The organism is Flavobacterium sp. 83 (genome assembly GCF_000744835.1).
Classification (GTDB): Bacteria; Bacteroidota; Bacteroidia; order Flavobacteriales; family Flavobacteriaceae; genus Flavobacterium.
The window spans coordinates 3,650,294-3,668,792 of record NZ_JQMS01000001.1 but is presented as its reverse complement, the minus strand read 5'-3'; the positions used below and the strand labels follow the sequence as shown (position 1 = coordinate 3,668,792).

The following is an 18,499-nucleotide window of genomic DNA, read 5'->3' as shown; positions in this document are numbered from 1 at the left end:
AGGACATTTAAGTAGAAGCTAATGTAAAAGTCCAAAAAGCTCTCGTGATGTCGCGTGAGGGATAGAAGGCGGTATCCTCGTAGCGTAGCGAAGAGATAAAGCTGTATAGCCCGACGCTTTTCCTGATTTTTTTCAGGGAAAGCGTCACGACCAAAAATTAAAAAACCAAACCAAATTATGAACACAAAAAAATTAATTACTGCGGGGATTTTTTCCCTGATTACCATTTCAACTATGAATGCACAGAAAAAGCCACATTTAGATAAGACCAAACCGATTGAGGAGCGTATTGATTTGTTGATGAAACAAATGACGCTGGAAGAAAAAGTGGGGCAGATGAACCAGTATAACGGCTTTTGGGAAGTGACTGGACCAGCGCCAAAAGAAGGAAATGCCGAGTTGAAATACAAACATTTGCGTGACGGTTGGGTAGGTTCGATGCTATCTGTTCGTGGGGTGAAGCAAGTAAAAGCGGTACAGAAAATTGCGGTGGAAGAAACGCGTTTGGGGATTCCTTTAATCATAGGATTTGACGTGATTCACGGATATAAAACCTTGAGTCCAATTCCGCTGGCAGAAGCGGCAAGTTGGGATATGGAAGCGATAAAAAAATCAGCTCAGGTGGCCTCAGACGAAGCCTCAGCGGTGGGAATTAATTGGACTTTTGGTCCAAATGTGGATGTTTCTCATGAAGCGCGTTGGGGTCGTGTGATGGAAGGCGCGGGTGAAGATGCCTATTTAGGAAGTAAAGTGGCCATTGCCCGAGTTACAGGTTTTCAAGGTGATACCAGAGCAGATTTGGCTAAAGTAAATACGATTGCGGCTTGCGCCAAACATTTTGCAGCCTATGGTTTTGCTGAAGCAGGAAGGGATTATAATACGGTAGATATCAGTAATTCGAGGTTGTATAATGAAGTTTTACCGCCTTTTCATGCCGCAACAGAAGCGGGAGTGCGAACGTTTATGAATTCCTTTAATATTCTGAATGGAATTCCCGCAACGGGAAACAGTTTTTTGCAAAGAGATATTCTGAAAGGGAAATGGAATTTTGATGGATTTGTAGTTTCAGACTGGGCTTCGGTTCGTGAAATGATAGCGCATGGATTTGCTAAAGATGGTGCAGAGGCGACTCAAAAAGCAGTAATTGCGGGTTCTGATATGGATATGGAATCGTATTTGTATGTGGTTGAATTAGCTAATTTGGTTAAAACCGGTAAGGTAAAAGAAGCTTTGGTTGATGATGCGGTTCGCCGAATTCTAAGAGTGAAATTTGAGTTGGGATTATTTGATGATCCGTATAGATATTGTGACGAAAAGCGTGAAAAAGCGACCATTGGAAGTAAAGCTAATATTGCAGGTGTTTTGGACATGGCTAAAAAATCAATCGTGTTGTTGAAAAACGAAAAAAACTTGCTTCCGCTACAAAAATCTGGACAAAAAATTGCTTTAATAGGAGCTTTGGCAAATGATAAAAACAGCCCTTTGGGAAGTTGGAGAATTGCCTCAGATGATAATACGGCCGTTTCTGTATTGGAAGGAATGCAACAGTATAAAGGGAATCAATTGACTTTTGAAAAAGGAGCCGATTTGACGGTTGGGAAAACAGCTTTTGTAGATGAATTGGTTTTCAATACGACAGATAAAAGCGGATTTGATGCTGCCAAAAAAGTTGCTGCCAGCGCTGATGTAGTAGTGATGGTGTTGGGAGAACATGGTTTTCAATCAGGAGAAGGACGCAGCAGAACTAATCTTGATTTGCCTGGCGTACAACAGGAATTATTGGAAGAAATTTATAAAGTAAATCCAAATATTGTTTTGGTTTTAAACAACGGAAGACCATTGGCTTTGCCTTGGGCAGCAGCACATATACCTGCCATTGTCGAAGCTTGGCATCTGGGTACACAAACCGGAAATGCTGTGGCTCAGGTATTGTACGGAGATTACAATCCAAGCGGGAAATTGCCTATGTCGTTCCCAAGAAATGTAGGTCAATGCCCTATTTATTACAACAATTACAGCACAGGACGCCCTACTAACGGGGAGGGAAATGTTTTTTGGTCGCATTATACAGATGTGGAGAAAACACCACAATTTCCTTTTGGTTTTGGATTAAGCTATACGACTTTCGATTATAAAAACGTGAGAATTAATAAACCCGCTTTCGCAAAAGGGGAGTCGGTTGTGGTTTCAGTAGATGTTACCAATTCTGGAAATTACGATGGAAAAGAGGTGGTGCAATTGTACCTTCATGATGATGCAGCAAGTTTGGCCAGACCGGTAAAAGAACTGAAAGGCTTTGAATTAATTGACTTGAAAAAAGGCGAAACTAAAACAGTAACGTTGACATTAACCGATAAAGAACTTGGTTTTTATGACAATGACGGAAATTATTTGGTTGAACCGGGAACTTTCAAAATCATGGTAGGAGGAAGCTCAGACAAAGGATTAGAAAGTGGGTTTGAATTACTATAAATTACATTTTTAAAATATATTTAAACACATAGAATTTTTAAATTTTATGTGTTTTTTTTATCTTTAAATTCTTTTATTTTTCAATCTTTAAATACACTAAATGAAATACAACAGATGCGGGAAAAGTGGTTTGTTACTACCACAAATTTCTCTTGGATTATGGCATAATTTCGGGTCAGTAGATCATTTTGAAAACGGAGAAAATATTGTCAAAGCCGCTTTTGACAAAGGGATTACGCATTTTGATTTGGCCAACAATTATGGTCCGGTTCCAGGTTCGGCAGAAACTAATTTTGGTAAAATCCTGAAGAATAATTTTCAAGGAAATCTGCGTGATGAAATTGTAATTTCAACCAAAGCTGGTTATACGATGTGGGAAGGTCCTTATGGTGACTGGGGTTCCCGAAAATATTTATTATCGAGTTTAGACCAAAGTTTGAAGCGCATGAATTTGGACTATGTGGATATTTTTTATTCACATCGGTTTGATCCTGAAACGCCTTTGGAAGAAACCATGATGGCGCTTGATTATGCCGTACGAAGCGGAAAAGCGTTGTATGCAGGAATATCCAATTATAATGCAGAACAAACCAGAGAAGCTACTGAAATCCTAAAACGATTGGGAACACCTTGCCTGATTCATCAAGTGAAATATTCGATGTTTGTGCGAGAGCCAGAAGCAGGATTACTAGATGTTTTGGAAGAAAAAGGGGTTGGCTGTATTGCTTTTTCGCCTTTGGCGCAAGGACTTTTAACGGATAAATACCTGACAGGAATTCCGGAGAACTCCAGAGCTTTTAATCCGAATGGACATTTGCAATTAGAAGAAGTTTCGGATGTGAAAGTTCAAAAGATAATAGCTTTGAACGAAATTGCAAAAGAAAGAAACCAATCCTTGGCACAAATGGCTTTAGCTTGGTTATTAAAAGACAACCGAATCACGTCCGTATTGATTGGGGCGAGTTCAGTAGGGCAGTTGAATAACAATATTGACAGTTTGCAGAATTTAGATTTTTCTGTTGATGAATTAAAAAAGATAGAACGTATTTTGGGATAAATATAATGTAGAGACGCACTACAGTGCGTCTCTACATTATATTATTTCAATTTTAAATTATACATTTTAACCAATTCCAATGTCAATTTATCTGAAGAAAAAACGCTGTTTAATCCTTGTGGTTCTTGAGGAGGATCAGCTGTAAAAGTATCACCTGCATTCCATTTCCCTGAGGTGTTAACGGCTTTTCCTTCGCCACCAAAACCCCAAAAATTAATTCCTTGTAACGCCTCATTATTGTTACGGCTTTTTACTAATCTTTCAAAGAAAGCTTTGTAAAATGCATTTCGATCCACTACTGAGGAATTTGGTAGCAGGCTTTCATTGGCTCTTGGTAATCCAAATTCTTCAATAACTATTGGTCTGCCTAATTTTTTAGCTACTTCAACATGCTCGTTTATGTATGCTGTAGCTTTTTCTATGGCAATTGGTAAAGTAGTTTTTGCGTCATCAGCTTTGAACCAACCCCAGTTTTTTGGCCAGATATGCATCGTTAAATAATCAATTTTCGGATTCATATGCGTGCGTTCATAGGTAGCCAAATCATCATTCGAGCCTGCTTTTCCTTCAGAACCTGTTGAAATCAAGTGGTTTTTGTCTAAACTATCAATTAAATCTACCGTTTTGTTTAGCCAAGCAGTAAATTTCTCTTCATTATCAACATTCAAAACGCGGGGTTCATTACCTACTTGCCAAGCCATAATTGCTGGATCTTCGGAATATTTTTGCTTATTATAGGCATTTTTTCGGCCCAAAATATATTTTATATGATTTTCAAAAGCCATCATACACGGTTCACAACTGTGGTATTGCTTTACAAAATCCATAAACTGTGGCCAAGTATTTGGTTTTATGTTTGGATTCGGGATTTTACCGTAGCCATTCCATTCTAAATATTGTGACATCCCGCCAGACCATTCCCAGTTGTTGTTGAGGTACAAAACTGCGTACATATTGCGTTTTCCCATTTCGGAAATCAAGAAATCCAAACCATCCAGCAAATCGGCATTGTATTTTCCCTGTTCGTATTGCAAAGCCGGACTAACGGTGTAATCGTACGTTCCGCCATCTGCACCTACTAGGATTCTCAAGTTATCAATGCTGTTTTTCTTCATTAAATCCAGTTCACGAAGCAATCGTTTACGATCGCCTACTTTTTTAGATGCCAATAAACTTCCGTACCAGTAATTGGTGCCAACATACGAATACGGTTTGTCACCTTTGTAAAATTGCGGCCCTTTTACGGTTATTGGCGCTTGTTTTTGGGCCGAACAATTTAAGTTTGCCAAACAAAAAGTTAACAAGGCTATTTTTGTAATTGTCTTTTTCATGTTTTTAAATTGGTGTTTTTTTATCTAATTGTTATTCTTGAAGCATTTTTGTTTGAATCGAATCTGCTACAAGTAAACCCTTAGAATTCATAATGTGGCTTGATTTTTATAACATGATGCGAAACCTTATAAATAAGTGAAATTAATTTTTTACTTAATCCGTTGAGTGTAATTTATTTTTACTGTTTTACAATTATTTCAGCTCCATTGTAGCGTACTTTATTACCTTCATTTGAATTTGAAATCAAATTGAATGTAGCTTTTTTAGTTTTGTCAATGAATACAATATTAAATGTTCTGTTTTTTAACATTCTTTTGAAATGTCCTTTTCGATTTCCAATTGTCAGTGTTTTATGTGCTTCGTTGTAGCCAAATTCAATATTTGAAAATTGGTCTTTTTCGTAGTTATAATTGATGTTTTCATCTTCATACAAAGTGAAACGGGCATCTTTTCCTGTGTATACATAAATTGTTAAAGGTTCTGTTGATTTTTGAGAAGTAAATTCGATATTTGGACCACAAGGAAGAATAGAACCTTCTTTTACATATAAAGGTATTTGTTCATAGGTAGCTTCGGCATTAATGGTTTGTCCTCCTTCAAGAAATTCACTGGTATAGAAATTATACCAACCGTTTGTGTTTGGTAAATACAACTCACGATTGCGTTTTTTGTATTCTGAAACAGGATTTACAAGTAACGAAGGTCCAAACATAAATTGGTCAGCAATATTTAATACTTTTTTATCAGTGTTAAAATCCATTGGAAGACCGCGCATCATCGTATAATCGTTGTGATATATTTGCCCTGCTAAAGAATAGATATAAGGCATCATTCTATAACGAAGTCTGTTGTAATATAAGATGCTTTTGTAAGCCGGATGATTTTCGGGCGCAATATTGAATATTTCTCTGTATGGAAACTGTCCGTGTGCTCTGAATAAAGGGCAAAAAGCTCCATACTGATACCAGCGGGCATTTAATTCTCTCCATTCTTCAAGAGTTTCACCAGTAGCATTTTCATAACGGGTTTCTACTGAAAATCCTCCAATATCGGTAGTCCAATAGGGTAGCCCAGACATTGAGAAGTTCAAACCGGCAGGAATTTGATTTTTTAGATCCTTCCATGTTGAACCAATATCGCCACTCCAAGTAGCCGCAGCATAGCGCTGTAATCCTGCAAAACCGGAGCGAGTGAGCATAAATATTCTTTTGTTTGGATCTACGCTGCGTTGTCCTTCATAAATTCCTTTGGCATTCATTAAAGAAAATGCATTGTAATTTTTTTCTGGAGCTCCTAAGAAGTTGTTCCCGATCATTTCTGTGCGGACTTCCGGAGGCATATTGCTATGTACATCTGGCTCAGAGGCATCCATCCACCAAGCATCAATTCCTATTGAATATATTTTACTGTTTATAATTTCCCAAAATGCTTTTCTCGCTTCGGGATTGTAAGGATCATAAATTGCATTTTTAAAACCTAGCCAGTCTTTTCTTCCTTCTGCAACGTTTCTTTTCAATATGAATCCTTTTGCGTCCAGATTTTTGTAGTTTTGGGTGTCTTCATAGAATTTTGCCCAAACTGAAATCATCAAATTGGTATTGTATTTTTCATGCAATGTTTTCATCATTCCTTTTGCATCTGGAAAACGATCAGTGTCAAATTCCTGACTTCCCCATTGTCCTTCTCTCCAGTATCTCCAGTCTAGAACGATGTTGTCTAAGCCAATTTTTCTTTTTCTGAATTCGGCAACAGTGTTTACTATTTCATCTTGCGTTTTGTAACGCTCACGACTTTGCCAAAATCCCATAGACCACTTAGGCATCAGCGTAGCTTTTCCGGTAAGGGTTCTGTATCCGCTGATTACTTCGTCCATATTTTTTCCGGAAACAAAAAAGTAATCGATTTTTTGACTTGCTTCGGATTCGAATGCAAATTCGTTTTTTTGTTCCTGACTCAAAGGTTTTGACCATTTTAAGCTGATAAAAGACTCATTTGATAAAGGATCCCATTCGATCCTTAGTTTGTGTTTCACCCCTTTTTCTAAGTAAATGCGAATGAGTTCATTAGTAGCGTTCCAGCCTTGTCTCCATCTTGCAGCCACTAATTTATCGTCAATATAAATGTTTGCATATCCTGATGACCATAGATTAAATTGATGTTCTCCTGAAAAATCGGTTTCAAAAGCACCTTCCCATTTAACGGTTGTGTTTTCAAGATTAATTCCGTCAGGTAGGTTTTTTAAAGAGGGGATATAGCTGTAATCTATAAAAGATTCAGGTCTGGAAAGTACTTTAGACGGATCTTTTTTGTTGGTATAAGTCGCTGTAAGCCAACCTTTGTCTCCTTTATCAGAGAAAAGTCTTAAAGTTGATAATTTATCATAGTTTTGAGTGTCAATAGATTTTGTAATCGAATTATTATCCCATAAAATCCCGTAATTTTTGCTTGATATTAAAAAAGGAATAGCGACTTCGGTATTGTACTGTGACAAGAGAACTTTAGTTCCTTTGTAATTGAAAATCCCATTTTGATGCTGTCCTAATCCATATAAACCTTCATCATTTTCAGAGGTAAAAGATTGTCTTACAGTATAGGATTGTGCTCCGTCAAGAGTTGTTCCATTAAATGTTTTACCACCACCTTTAGTTTCTTGTAAAAGAACTTTACCAAAAATATCTTTAAAAACAATTTCTCCAGTGAGTGTTGACACTGATGCACTTAAGGTTTCTGTTGAAATGGTAACACTATCGTTTGAGTTTTCAATCTTGAATTTTGCAGTGTTTTGTTTTGGATCTAAAAGCATTAGACTTTTAGTGGTGTCAAATGTTGCCGTTGGGCTAGCGGTTATGTGTAAGATAGAACTCGATACAACCTGTATTTTTATAGCTTCGGCATCGTTACGTTGTCTGTTTTTTGTTTTTATTTCAACACCATCAATCAGTTTTGTATAATCATTTTGAGCCAAAACGTTACAAAAAGAAATTAATAGTAAAATCAATATACTTGTTTTTGGTAGGTTCATTTGAATTTGATATTAATTTATTTTATAACTGTTTTTAACGATTTAGTTTGTCAATTGATTCTTAATCCGATTAATGACTTCAATGCAAGCGCGACCATTGTGATAGGGACATTTCCAGAAACCAGCTTTGTCTTTTTGTATTAAAGAATAATCTGCATTTATTCCCCAATGCCATTCCCCATTTTCTGTATCAAGAATGTATTTCTTTATAAATTCCCAATTCTTTAGAACTACATCTAAATAGGCTTGATCTCCGGTTAATTCATAAGCATTAAAAAAACCAATCATCAATTCCGCTTGTGGCCACCAGTGTTTTTCGGCAATTAAATCATTGCTTTCGGGTTTCAATTCATACCATAAACCACCATCTTCATCGATTCCTTCCTTGGTGACATCCGTAAGTTGAATCGCATGTTTTTTATAACGTGCAATCAAAGCTTCATCTTCTGATATTTCGGCACATTGCAACAAGAGCCAAGCCGCTTCAATATCGTGGCCATACGAAATAACATCTGGTTTTTCTACCCAGTTTTCATCAAAAAATAGTCTTAAATGCCCCGTTTCTTCATTTATAAAATGGGTGTCAATCACTTCTAGCAATTCAACAATGTCTTTGCGCAGGGTTTCATTTTTCCATACTTTATATAAATTGGCATAGCCTTCTACAATATGCAAATGAGTGTTCATCGTTTTCTTTTCGTTAGCGTCTTTATCGCTCAAACGTAAATCGTCAATGTTTTTCCAGTCTCGGGTAAAAGCTTCCAGATATCCTTTGTTGATGGGATCATAACTATGTTCCTGAATCTTTTTGTACAAATCAATGGCAACTTCCAGTGCTTTCTCCTCTTTGGAAACAGCATAATATTCAGTCATTCCATAAATAACAAATGCTATTGCATAGATTTGGTTTTTGGTGTCTTTTGGAGTTCCATCGTAATGGAGACTCCAAAAAATTCCGCCAAATTCAGTATCATAAAAATGCTTTATAATATAATCAAAAGATCTTTTTGCTATCCTTCTATGTGCTTCGTTTTTGGTCAGTTGGTATGCTGATGCAAAAGTCCATAATATTCGTGCATTTAAAACCGAACCTTTTTCTGCTTGCGAATTAATTTGATTATTATAGTCTATTTGACCAATGAAACCTCCGTTTTTGGTGTCCATAGTAAACTTCGACCAATACCCAAGAATTGAATCGAGTTCAGTTGTAAGTTCAGATTGTAGTAGTTTTAATTGTAAAGACACGTTTATAAAATTACTTTGTTTTTATTTACTAATTCAATAATTGTATTTACAGAACCTGCTGATGTAAAAGTATCTTCAGGAGTATTCATGACATAATCAATCAGTTTTTCAACGGATGAAACGGCAACATGCATTCTAGTGTCTGAAGACGCATAATAGATAAATACGGTTCCGTCTTCGTCTTCAATCCAGCCATTAGAAAACAACACATTCGAAACATCGCCCACTCTTTCTATTCCTTCTGGAGCCATAAAATGTCCGGCAGGTTTATGGATTACTTTTGAAATATCATTTAAATCCGTCATGAACATATACAAGGTATAACGCAATCCGGCAGCAGTATTTCTAACACCATGAGCCAAATGCAACCATCCTTTAGCTGTTTTTATAGGAGCCGGTCCAAGACCATTTTTAAGTTCGTAAACAGTATGGTATTGTTTTCCGTAGATGATAGTTTCGTCCAGTACAATTGGATTTGTCATGTCATCAATATAACCAAGTCCTACACCACCACCATTTCCGATGTCAATAAATCCATCTTGTGGGCGTGTATAAACGGCGTATTTTCCGTTTACAAATTCAGGGTGAAAGACTACGTTTCTTTGTTGTCCTGTATTCGAAATCAAATCAGGCAAGCGTTCCCAGTTCACTAAATCTTTGGTACGAACAATTCCTGCATTGGCAATTGCGGAACTAGTATCTCCTTTAGGCGCATTTGGGTCTTTTCTTTCGGTACAAAAAATACCGTAAACCCAACCGTCTTCGTGGTTTACCAATCGCATATCGTACACATTCGTATCCGGTTCTTCCGTTTGTGGTAAGACGCAGGGTTTATCCCAAAATATAAAATTATCCACTCCATTTGGACTTTCGGCAATAGCAATAAATGATTTTCGGTCAAAACCTTCTACGCGAACAGCCAGAATGTATTTATTATTCCATTTCATTGCCCCTGAATTTAGAGTGGCATTCACACCAATTCGTTCCATTAACAAAGGATTGGTAGTCTCATTTAAATCATATCGCCATTCAATTGGAGCATGATTGGCTGTTAAAACAGGGTTTTTATAGCGTTCGAATATACCGTTCCCAACAGAAGATTGAGGCTCGTTTTTTTGCTCAATTAGTTGTTGAAATTCATTTGTAATTTCAATTTTTCTTTTTTGGAAATCGGTATTTATTGTTTTTGTATTCATGATTGAAAGTTCTAAATCAAGTATTAATTAGTTAAATTTCTTTTGTTGTTAAGGTCTTGTTCAATAGTCTGTAGTTTTTCTTCAGTAAGCGGGTAGAATAAGATGAAAATTACTGAAATAAGAGCGGCGGCGGCTGGAAGAATGCTTAGCATCAGTTGGATTCCGTTTTGTGTAACTGCAGTTTGCTCAATATTTGCCTGAAATCCATAATACCCCAAAAGCCATCCTGTAGCAGCACCTCCAATAGTCCATCCAAATTTTTGAGACATTGAAGAAGCCGAGAATACAAGTCCGGTAGCACGTCGTCCTTGTTTCCATTCGGAATAATCGGCACTATCGGCATACATAGACCAAATTAACGGGAAGATACAGCCGGCACAAATGCTAATCAATATTTGGAAAACCATAATCAGCAATACATCTTCTTTTCCGAAAAAGTAAAAAATCACGCTCAAAATGGCAGCTAAAGACATTGCCCCGAAAAAGGTTTTCTTTTTACCAATTTTATTTGCTATTGGCGTTGCTGCAATCACACCAATGATGTTTGCTGCCTGGCCTAAAACTAAGTATAAAGAAGTAGGAGTCATTGCAAAGGTTTCTCCAAAGAGGTTGAAACTATAACTTACCGTATCGCTCACATAATATTTAAAGTAATACACCGCTGCACCATCACGGATTGAATTGAAGACTAATGCTCCAATTCCTGCTCCAAGAAGAATCCACCAAGGTTTATTTTTCCAAAGGTCTTTCAAATCTTCTTTTAAATCTGTTTTTTCATCAGAAATAGGTTGGACTCTTTCTTTGGTCAGAAAAAAACATCCCCAAAAAAACAGAGTAGTGATAATTCCAAAAACAATTATGGTGTACAACCAACCTGTTTTTGAATTCATGTTTCCTCCAAAATGATTTACCAATGGTTCAATTAACCAAAGGGCTAATAAACTTCCGCCAAACGCAAAAACCATTCGATACGAAGAAAGCGTAGTGCGTTCTTTTCTATCCGAAGATAGTACGCCCAAAAGAGATGCGTAAGGAACATTGATTATAGAATACACCATCATCATTAACGAATAGGTTACATAGGCGTAGATTATCTTTCCTTTTTCATCAAAATCAGGGGTGTAAAAGGTTAGTATTCCTATAATGGCAAATGGTATGGCTGTCCACAAAAGATACGGTCTGAATTTTCCCCAACGTGTTTTTGTACGGTCAGCAATAATTCCTACCAATGGATCAAAACAAGAATCCCAGATTCTTGTAATCAGAAACATAGTTCCCACAACAGCAGGTGCCAAACCGAAAACATCGGTGTAAAAAAACATGAGATACATACTGAATATTTTCCAGAACATGGATGAGGCAGCGTCTCCCAAGCCGTAACCAACTTTTTCTTTTATACTTATTTTATTATGCATTTTTTGTGGTTTAAAGGTCTAAAGGTTAATTAATTATTTTTTATATAGGTTTTCTTTTGCAGCATCTTTTTCGAATAAAATTTTGTCAAGATTATAGAAATCTACGAAGTCTTTTTCGCTCACTTGCCCTTTGAAAGGGGCGTAATAATGCATTTTCTTTTCTTTTTCCTGCCATCCGTGGTTTCTCCAAACTAGCACATAGGAAATTTTATAATCCCCAATCGCTTTCATTAGTGAATTGGTCCACCATTTATCATAAGGAATCGCTTCATAACCGGTCTCGGCAAAAGCCATAATTTTATTTTGCTCTTTGGCAACTTCATTCATTATCTTGAATTGTCTTTGGCAATTTTCTACAAAAGAATTGTCTTTTGTAGGATCATTGTATTGGTAATTGTCAAAACTCAAAATATCCGCATAATCAGAACCTGGATAGTATTCTAAAAATTCTTCTTTCGTTTTGAAATCAGCCGTATTATAAACATAGATTAAATTATGAACGCCCTTTTTTTGCAAATAATCAATGGTGAATTTCCATAAAAGCTTGAATTCTTCAGGGCTTCCATTATTTTTGCACCACCAAAACCAGTTTCCTGTAAGCTCATGATAAGGACGATATAGCATCGGAATTAATTTTCCGTTTTTATCTTTTAAAGTTAAAATATATTTTGCAGCTTCATCTAGCCAAGATTTAAATTTTTCATGACTTTCTCCTCCCGGTAAAGCTGAAGTCAACGATTTTGGAGTGGTATCCCAGGCATTTTTTCCGGTCAAAGGATTATCAAAATGCCAACTAAGGGTTATAACTCCGCCTCGTCTATGAGCATCTTTAATAAACTGTCTCATTTTATCAAAAGGAATACCGTCAATATTGTTTGGTGATTTTTTTTCCAATCCGCCAAGATCCCATCCATATACTGCAGGATAATCTCCAGTAACCTCTTTTACATCGCTTCTTCCGGCTTCATATTTCCAATTCACTCCGTAAGCTAAATCGTCCTGATGACCAAAAAGGATTCCCTTTTGGGTCATTTTTTTTAGGTTTTTGTATAAAATTATGGTTTCTGGAGTAGATTTTATATCAGAAAGAGACGATTTTGTATCAATGGTTTTTGCTTTAGAAGAACATGAAATTCCAACATAAAAGAAGGTTATTAGAGCGAAAAGAGTTTTTTTCATTTAGTGGTAATTAATTTGAGTACCTAAATTTTAAAAGCACGTTTTATTTGAAAATTGTATTTAGAATCCATTATAATATCAAAAATAAAAAAAAGGCCATTTGGGCTTTGTTATTGTTAAAACTATAAAAATAGTAAGTATTAAAAATGATTCGTATTTAATATTGATATTGTTTTTAAAAAATTGATAAATGTATTTTTCAAAGATAATGGGATGACTTGCTTTTAATTAATATTATTTTATCAATTATATATCATATTATTGCAAATAAAAAAGGGACTATGAGCAATTTGAAAAATTTTTACAGAGAGATACCGCCGCTTTCTTCCGGAGACAGTTTTTTAGTTTTTGATAGAGTTAAAGATAATTTTGATTTTCCGGTGCACTATCATCCTGAATTTGAACTCAATTTTATTCAAAATGGCAAAGGTGTTAAGCGGGTTGTGGGAGATAATATAGAAGAAATTGATGATGTCGAATTGGTATTGGTTGGTCCTAATTTATACCACGGCTGGGAGTTGAATAAATGCACAAATAAGCAAATTCACGAAATAACAACTCAATTTCATAATGATTTATTTGATGAAGCCTTGTTGTCAAGACGATTGATGCATCCTATTAGGGATATGTTCAATCGATCTATTCATGGAATTTTATTTTCAAAAAAAATTACGGAAGAACTCGCACCGCGACTGATTAAAGTTTCAAAACTGGACGGGATGGATTATTTTCTTGAGATTATTTCCATACTATATGATTTAGCTATTTCCAGAAATCAAAGGCTTTTGTCAACATTCACAGTTGATTATGATACGTTTGACGATTACGATAAAATGAAATTGGTTTATGAATATGTGCAAAAAAACTTTGCGGAGAAAATAACATTAGAAGACGTTTCGAGTGTGGCGAGTATGACTAGTATTTCGTTTAATCGATTTATCAAAAAGAGAACTGGGAAAACTTTTGTCAATTACATAAATGATATCAGAATTGGATATGCTGCCAGATGGCTGGTTGAAAAAGATTTGAGTATCTCGGAAATAGCTTTCAAATCCGGATTTAATAATATTGCTAATTTTAATAGAAGTTTCAAGTCTATAAAAAAATGTACACCAAGTCAATATAGAGAAGATTTTTCTGGCTTGAAAAGAATATTGTAAGCTGTTTAATGTTTTTGATTCTTTTTTTCTTCTAAATTAATTTATCGATAATCTATTTGGATTGTTTATGGCTTATCTGTCTTCTGGATCTACAGTTTTTTTTGGGAATGTTTTTTTAGATCTGTAATTTAAATATCGTTTAAATTCCTTTTGGAAACCTGCAACTGTTTTTTTTTATCATGATTTTTTGTGAAAATAAATTGCGTTTTGTGTAATTTAAAGCTGTTATTTTTTATAAATTAATTACTATTTGGGTAAAAAGTAAAAATATTATCGTAAAATGACATAATACTATTAAGTAGGTGTTTGTATCTGGTTTAGATTTGTTGATTATAAATTATTTCAATGAATGGATTACTAATCCTTTTGTTTTTTATAAAAACTTTCTTGATTCTGTTAAAAATTGAAAAAGAAAGGTTTAGCTATCAACGTCTAGTTGCAAACCAAATAGTAGTTTAATTATGTTAATGCGAATTGTTGTTTTTTTATTAGTTATTGTTTCTTTTTCCAGTTGCTCAAAGTTCAACAATGATGCTTTGTTTTCTAAACAAGAATCAGACGATACGGGAATTAAGTTTGTGAATAAAGTAGAGAATGGTCCCAAAATGAACCTGTTCAAATACAGGAATTTTTATAATGGTGGAGGAGTTGCAATTGGGGACATTAATAATGATGGATTATCAGATGTCTATTTTACATCTAATCAAGGTTCTAATAAATTATATCTCAACAAAGGAGACTTTAAATTTCAAGATATTTCTAAATCGGCTGGAATTGAAGGAACTAAATCTTGGTCAACAGGAGTTGTAATGGTTGATATTAACGCCGACGGTTTATTGGATATTTATGTTTGTAATGCCGGTAATACCGAAAGTAAAAACCAAGAAAACGAACTTTTTATCAATAATGGGAACCTTACTTTTACTGAAAAGGCTGCAGAATATAATTTGGCCAATACAGGAATAACAACTCATGCGTCTTTTTTTGATTATGATAAGGATGGCGATTTAGATTGCTATATTTTGAATAATAGTTTCATTCCGGTAAGCAGTTTGAATTATTCAAATAAAAGAGAATTACGTGACAAAGATTGGAATGTTCCTGAAATTTTAAAAGGAGGAGGCGATAAATTGCTCCGTAATGATAACGGTAAATTCAACGATGTAAGTGAGTCAGCCGGAATATATAGCAGTCTTATAGGATTTGGTTTAGGAGTGACTGTCGGGGATGTAAATGGAGATTTATATCCGGACATTTATATATCTAATGATTTTTTTGAAAGGGATTATTTATACATTAATAATAAAAACGGGACTTTCACAGAACAAATACAGGACTGGGCTAGCCACACAAGCCAGTCTTCGATGGGTGCAGATATGGCAGATATAAATAATGACGGTAAAGCCGATATATTTGTTACAGACATGCTTCCGGAAAATGATGAACGTACTAAAAACGTAACCAGTTTTGATAACTATGATTTGTTTTCGAGAAAATTAAATCTAGATTTCTATTATCAATACATGCAAAATACTTTGCAACTCAATAACGGAAACAATCAATTTAACGAAATTGCTCATTATGCAGGTGTTGCGAAAACCGATTGGAGTTGGGGAGCGTTACTGTTTGACATGGATAATGACGGGTATAAAGATATTTTTGTAAGTAACGGGATTTACAATGATTTGACCAATCAAGATTTTATGGACTTTTTTGCAAATAGTTTTTTTCAAAAATTGGCAACATCAGGTAAGAAAGATGAGATGGAAATGATTATTGCTAAAATGCCTTCCACTCCAATCCCAAATTATGCCTATAAAAACAATAAAAATATAACTTTTACGAATGAGGCGCAAAATTGGGGATTAGATACACCGAGTTTTTCAAATGGATCCGCTTATGGAGATCTTGACAATGATGGAGATTTAGATTTGATTGTCAATAATGTCAATATGGAAGCTTTTGTTTATAAAAATAATTCAGAAAAAAATCCAAAAAATCATTTTGTTAAAGTAAAATTAAAAGGAGATAATCAAAATAAATTTGCAATAGGAAGCGTGGTAGAATTATTTTCCGGGAAAGAGATAATAAGACAAGAATTAGTTCCGTCAAGAGGTTTTCAGTCGTCTGTAGATTATGCAATGACTTTTGGAATCGGTTCTAAGAAAATCGATTCTTTACGGGTAATTTGGCCAAACAGTAAATCTCAAACTATAAAAAAGGTGGTTAATAATACTACTTATAATTTAAATGTTACTGATGCAAAATTAAATTATAGCTTGAAAAAACAGGAATCAAAACCGTTTTTTTCTGAAAAGAAAGCAATCTTTTTAGCGCATAAAGAAAATGATTATATCGATTTTGATTATGAAGGGTTAATTTCAAAAGAACTTTCGCAAGAAGGACCTAGTCTTGCTGTAGCAGACATTAATGGTGACGGTAATGATGATATTTTTATTGGCGGAGCGAAAGGGCAAGCTGGAAAAATCTATTTGAATAATGGAAATGATAATTATATAATTAGTAATCAAAAGGATATAGACAGCGATGCTAATTATGAAGATACTGCGGCTGGTTTTTTTGATGTTGACGGTGATGGAGACCAAGATTTATTGGTTGGTTCCGGTGGAAATGAAAAAGAGGACCAAGCAAATTATAAAAATCGATTGTATTTGAATAATGGAAAAGGAATTTTTATAAAAAGTAAAACGAGTGTTCCAACAGTTAATACTAATGTCTCCGTGATAGCGCCAAATGATTTTGATAATGATGGTGATATAGATGTTTTTATAGGAAGCAGAAGTGTTCCAGGTATTTACGGTGTAAATCCAAAACAATTATTATTAGAGAATGATGGTAAAGGTAATTTTAGTAATACTACTGATAAAAAGGCTTTTAAGTTGAATGAAGTAGGAATGATTGCGGATGCTGCTTGGGAAGATATTGATAATGACGGCAAAAAAGATCTGATTGTTGTAGGGGATTGGATGGCTCCAAAAATTTTAAAAAACACAGGGAAACGATTGGTTGAATACAAATCTAATTTAACAGAATACTCCGGTTTTTGGAACGCTGTTAGTTGTGTAGATGTCAATAATGACGGGAAGAAAGATTTAATTTTAGGGAACAAAGGGACCAATACTTCTTATAAAGCATCCAATGCAAACCCGATGCGATTGTTTATTAATGATTTTGATGATAACGGAACGGTTGAGCAAATAGTCACTCGGTCGATTAATGGTAAAGATTTTCCAATTCATTTAAAAAAAGAAATAACATCCCAAATTCCGATGTTGAAAAAGAAAAATCTAAGCTATTTAGACTATTCAAAAAAGACATTTCAAGAATTATTTGCTCCAGAAATCCTGAGTAAAACCATACAAAAAACCGCTACTATTCAGGAAAGTATAATTGCAATTAATGCTGGAAATGGAACGTTTAAAGTGAAAGTTTTACCAAAAGAAGTTCAGTTTTCTTGTGTAAATACGATCTGTACTTTGGATGTAAATCATGATGGAATTTTAGATATTATTCTAGGTGGCAATCAATATGAATTTAAACCACAATTTTCAAGATTAGATTCTAATTATGGAAGTATTCTTCTAGGTGCTAAAAATGGAATTTTTTCATGGTTGCCTTATAATAAATCAGGTTTCTTTGTTAAAGGAGAAGTGAAACATGTTAGGACAATAAAAAATAAAAACAATACTATTTCTTTATTGGCTGTTATAAATGATAATATTCCTAAAATATTTAAACTTAATAAATAATTTTTAGAATAGAATTTGTTTTCCAGAAACTATATTGGTTAATAATAAACTTAGCGCTTTGAGGTAATAAATTTATTTTTGATACTACTTAAGCTTTTATTTTAACGCTAAAAAAAACTGATCCTTTTTTTTCATAAATCAGTTAAATAATTACAGTCCCATCTTTTTTTGTCTTGTTTTCTAAAAAAAGTATGCACATGAAAATAGGAGTATTTCTAAAGCATAAAATATTTCTTTAAAAACTATGTGTTTTGTTACTATTTGGTCTTTAAAAATTAAAAAAGAATAAGTTTTTTTTAAACCGTACAGGTATTTATAAAAAAGAATAGTTTTTTGAACTCTTTTTTTATTTATAAATGCCTGGTTCAATTCTGCACAGTAAATTAATAAATCTTCGGTTAGTTGTTTTTAGAGGTAATGTTATGTTTTTCAGTTGCGTAAAAAAATAACTGATGGATTATTTTAACAATGCTAAAATACTATTAACAAAAGATAATTTTGTATTAATCAAAGGTTTTCATTGTTATTACATTTGAAAATCTGTTTTTATATCTATTTAAAAATATATTATGTATAAAAAAAGAATAAATTTTTTACCAAAAGTATATTTAGAAGACTATTAACAAACTAATCAATTAACCATTTAACAAA

At 34.3% G+C, this 18,499-nt stretch carries 10 protein-coding genes; 4 read left to right on the top strand and 6 right to left on the bottom strand.

Translation table 11 applies throughout. The features are described from left to right. The first annotated feature begins 177 nt into the window (after positions 1 to 177). Both bglX and T410_RS15800 read left to right on the top strand, forming a co-directional pair. Entirely contained in the window at positions 178 to 2,472 is a 2,295-nt protein-coding gene (gene bglX, locus T410_RS15805) for a beta-glucosidase BglX (RefSeq protein ID WP_035673618.1), read from the top strand. Positions 2,473 to 2,572: 100 nt separating this feature from the next. Further along, positions 2,573 to 3,529 carry an aldo/keto reductase gene (locus T410_RS15800; RefSeq protein WP_035673616.1) on the top strand — a complete coding sequence of 319 codons (957 nt, stop codon included), beginning with the start codon at positions 2,573 to 2,575 and terminating at the stop codon, positions 3,527 to 3,529. Between the two features lie 41 nt (positions 3,530 to 3,570). Here T410_RS15800 and T410_RS15795 read toward each other — a convergent pair whose 3' ends face one another. From T410_RS15795 to T410_RS15770, 6 genes are all read right to left on the bottom strand, one after another. Beyond that, a complete protein-coding gene (locus T410_RS15795; RefSeq protein WP_035673613.1) occupies positions 3,571 to 4,860 on the bottom strand; it encodes a cellulase family glycosylhydrolase in 1,290 nt (429 codons plus the stop codon). A gap of 179 nt (positions 4,861 to 5,039) precedes the next feature. Next, entirely contained in the window at positions 5,040 to 7,883 is a 2,844-nt protein-coding gene (locus T410_RS15790) for a TIM-barrel domain-containing protein (RefSeq protein ID WP_051929466.1), read from the bottom strand. Positions 7,884 to 7,925: 42 nt separating this feature from the next. Further along, positions 7,926 to 9,128, bottom strand: a complete 1,203-nt coding sequence (locus T410_RS15785) for an AGE family epimerase/isomerase (RefSeq protein WP_035673611.1) — start codon at positions 9,126 to 9,128, stop codon at positions 7,926 to 7,928. 2 nt (positions 9,129 to 9,130) lie between these two features. Continuing rightward, positions 9,131 to 10,324 carry a glycosidase gene (locus T410_RS15780; protein WP_035673608.1) on the bottom strand — a complete coding sequence of 398 codons (1,194 nt, stop codon included), beginning with the start codon at positions 10,322 to 10,324 and terminating at the stop codon, positions 9,131 to 9,133. A 23-nt stretch (positions 10,325 to 10,347) separates the two neighbouring features. Further along, on the bottom strand, positions 10,348 to 11,739 hold the full coding sequence (locus tag T410_RS15775; RefSeq protein WP_035673605.1) for an MFS transporter: 1,392 nt from the start codon (positions 11,737 to 11,739) through the stop codon (positions 10,348 to 10,350). 33 nt (positions 11,740 to 11,772) lie between these two features. Further along, on the bottom strand, positions 11,773 to 12,918 hold the full coding sequence (locus T410_RS15770; protein WP_035673603.1) for a glycoside hydrolase family 26 protein: 1,146 nt from the start codon (positions 12,916 to 12,918) through the stop codon (positions 11,773 to 11,775). 281 nt (positions 12,919 to 13,199) lie between these two features. Between T410_RS15770 and T410_RS15765 the strand changes: the two genes are divergently transcribed. Beyond that, positions 13,200 to 14,078 (top strand): AraC family transcriptional regulator, encoded by an 879-nt coding sequence (locus T410_RS15765; RefSeq protein ID WP_035674737.1) that lies wholly within the window; start codon positions 13,200 to 13,202, stop codon positions 14,076 to 14,078. Positions 14,079 to 14,539: 461 nt separating this feature from the next. Beyond that, positions 14,540 to 17,848: a VCBS repeat-containing protein gene (locus T410_RS15760; protein WP_035673600.1), complete on the top strand. Its 3,309-nt coding sequence runs from the start codon at positions 14,540 to 14,542 to the stop codon at positions 17,846 to 17,848. Positions 17,849 to 18,499: the final 651 nt, after the last annotated feature.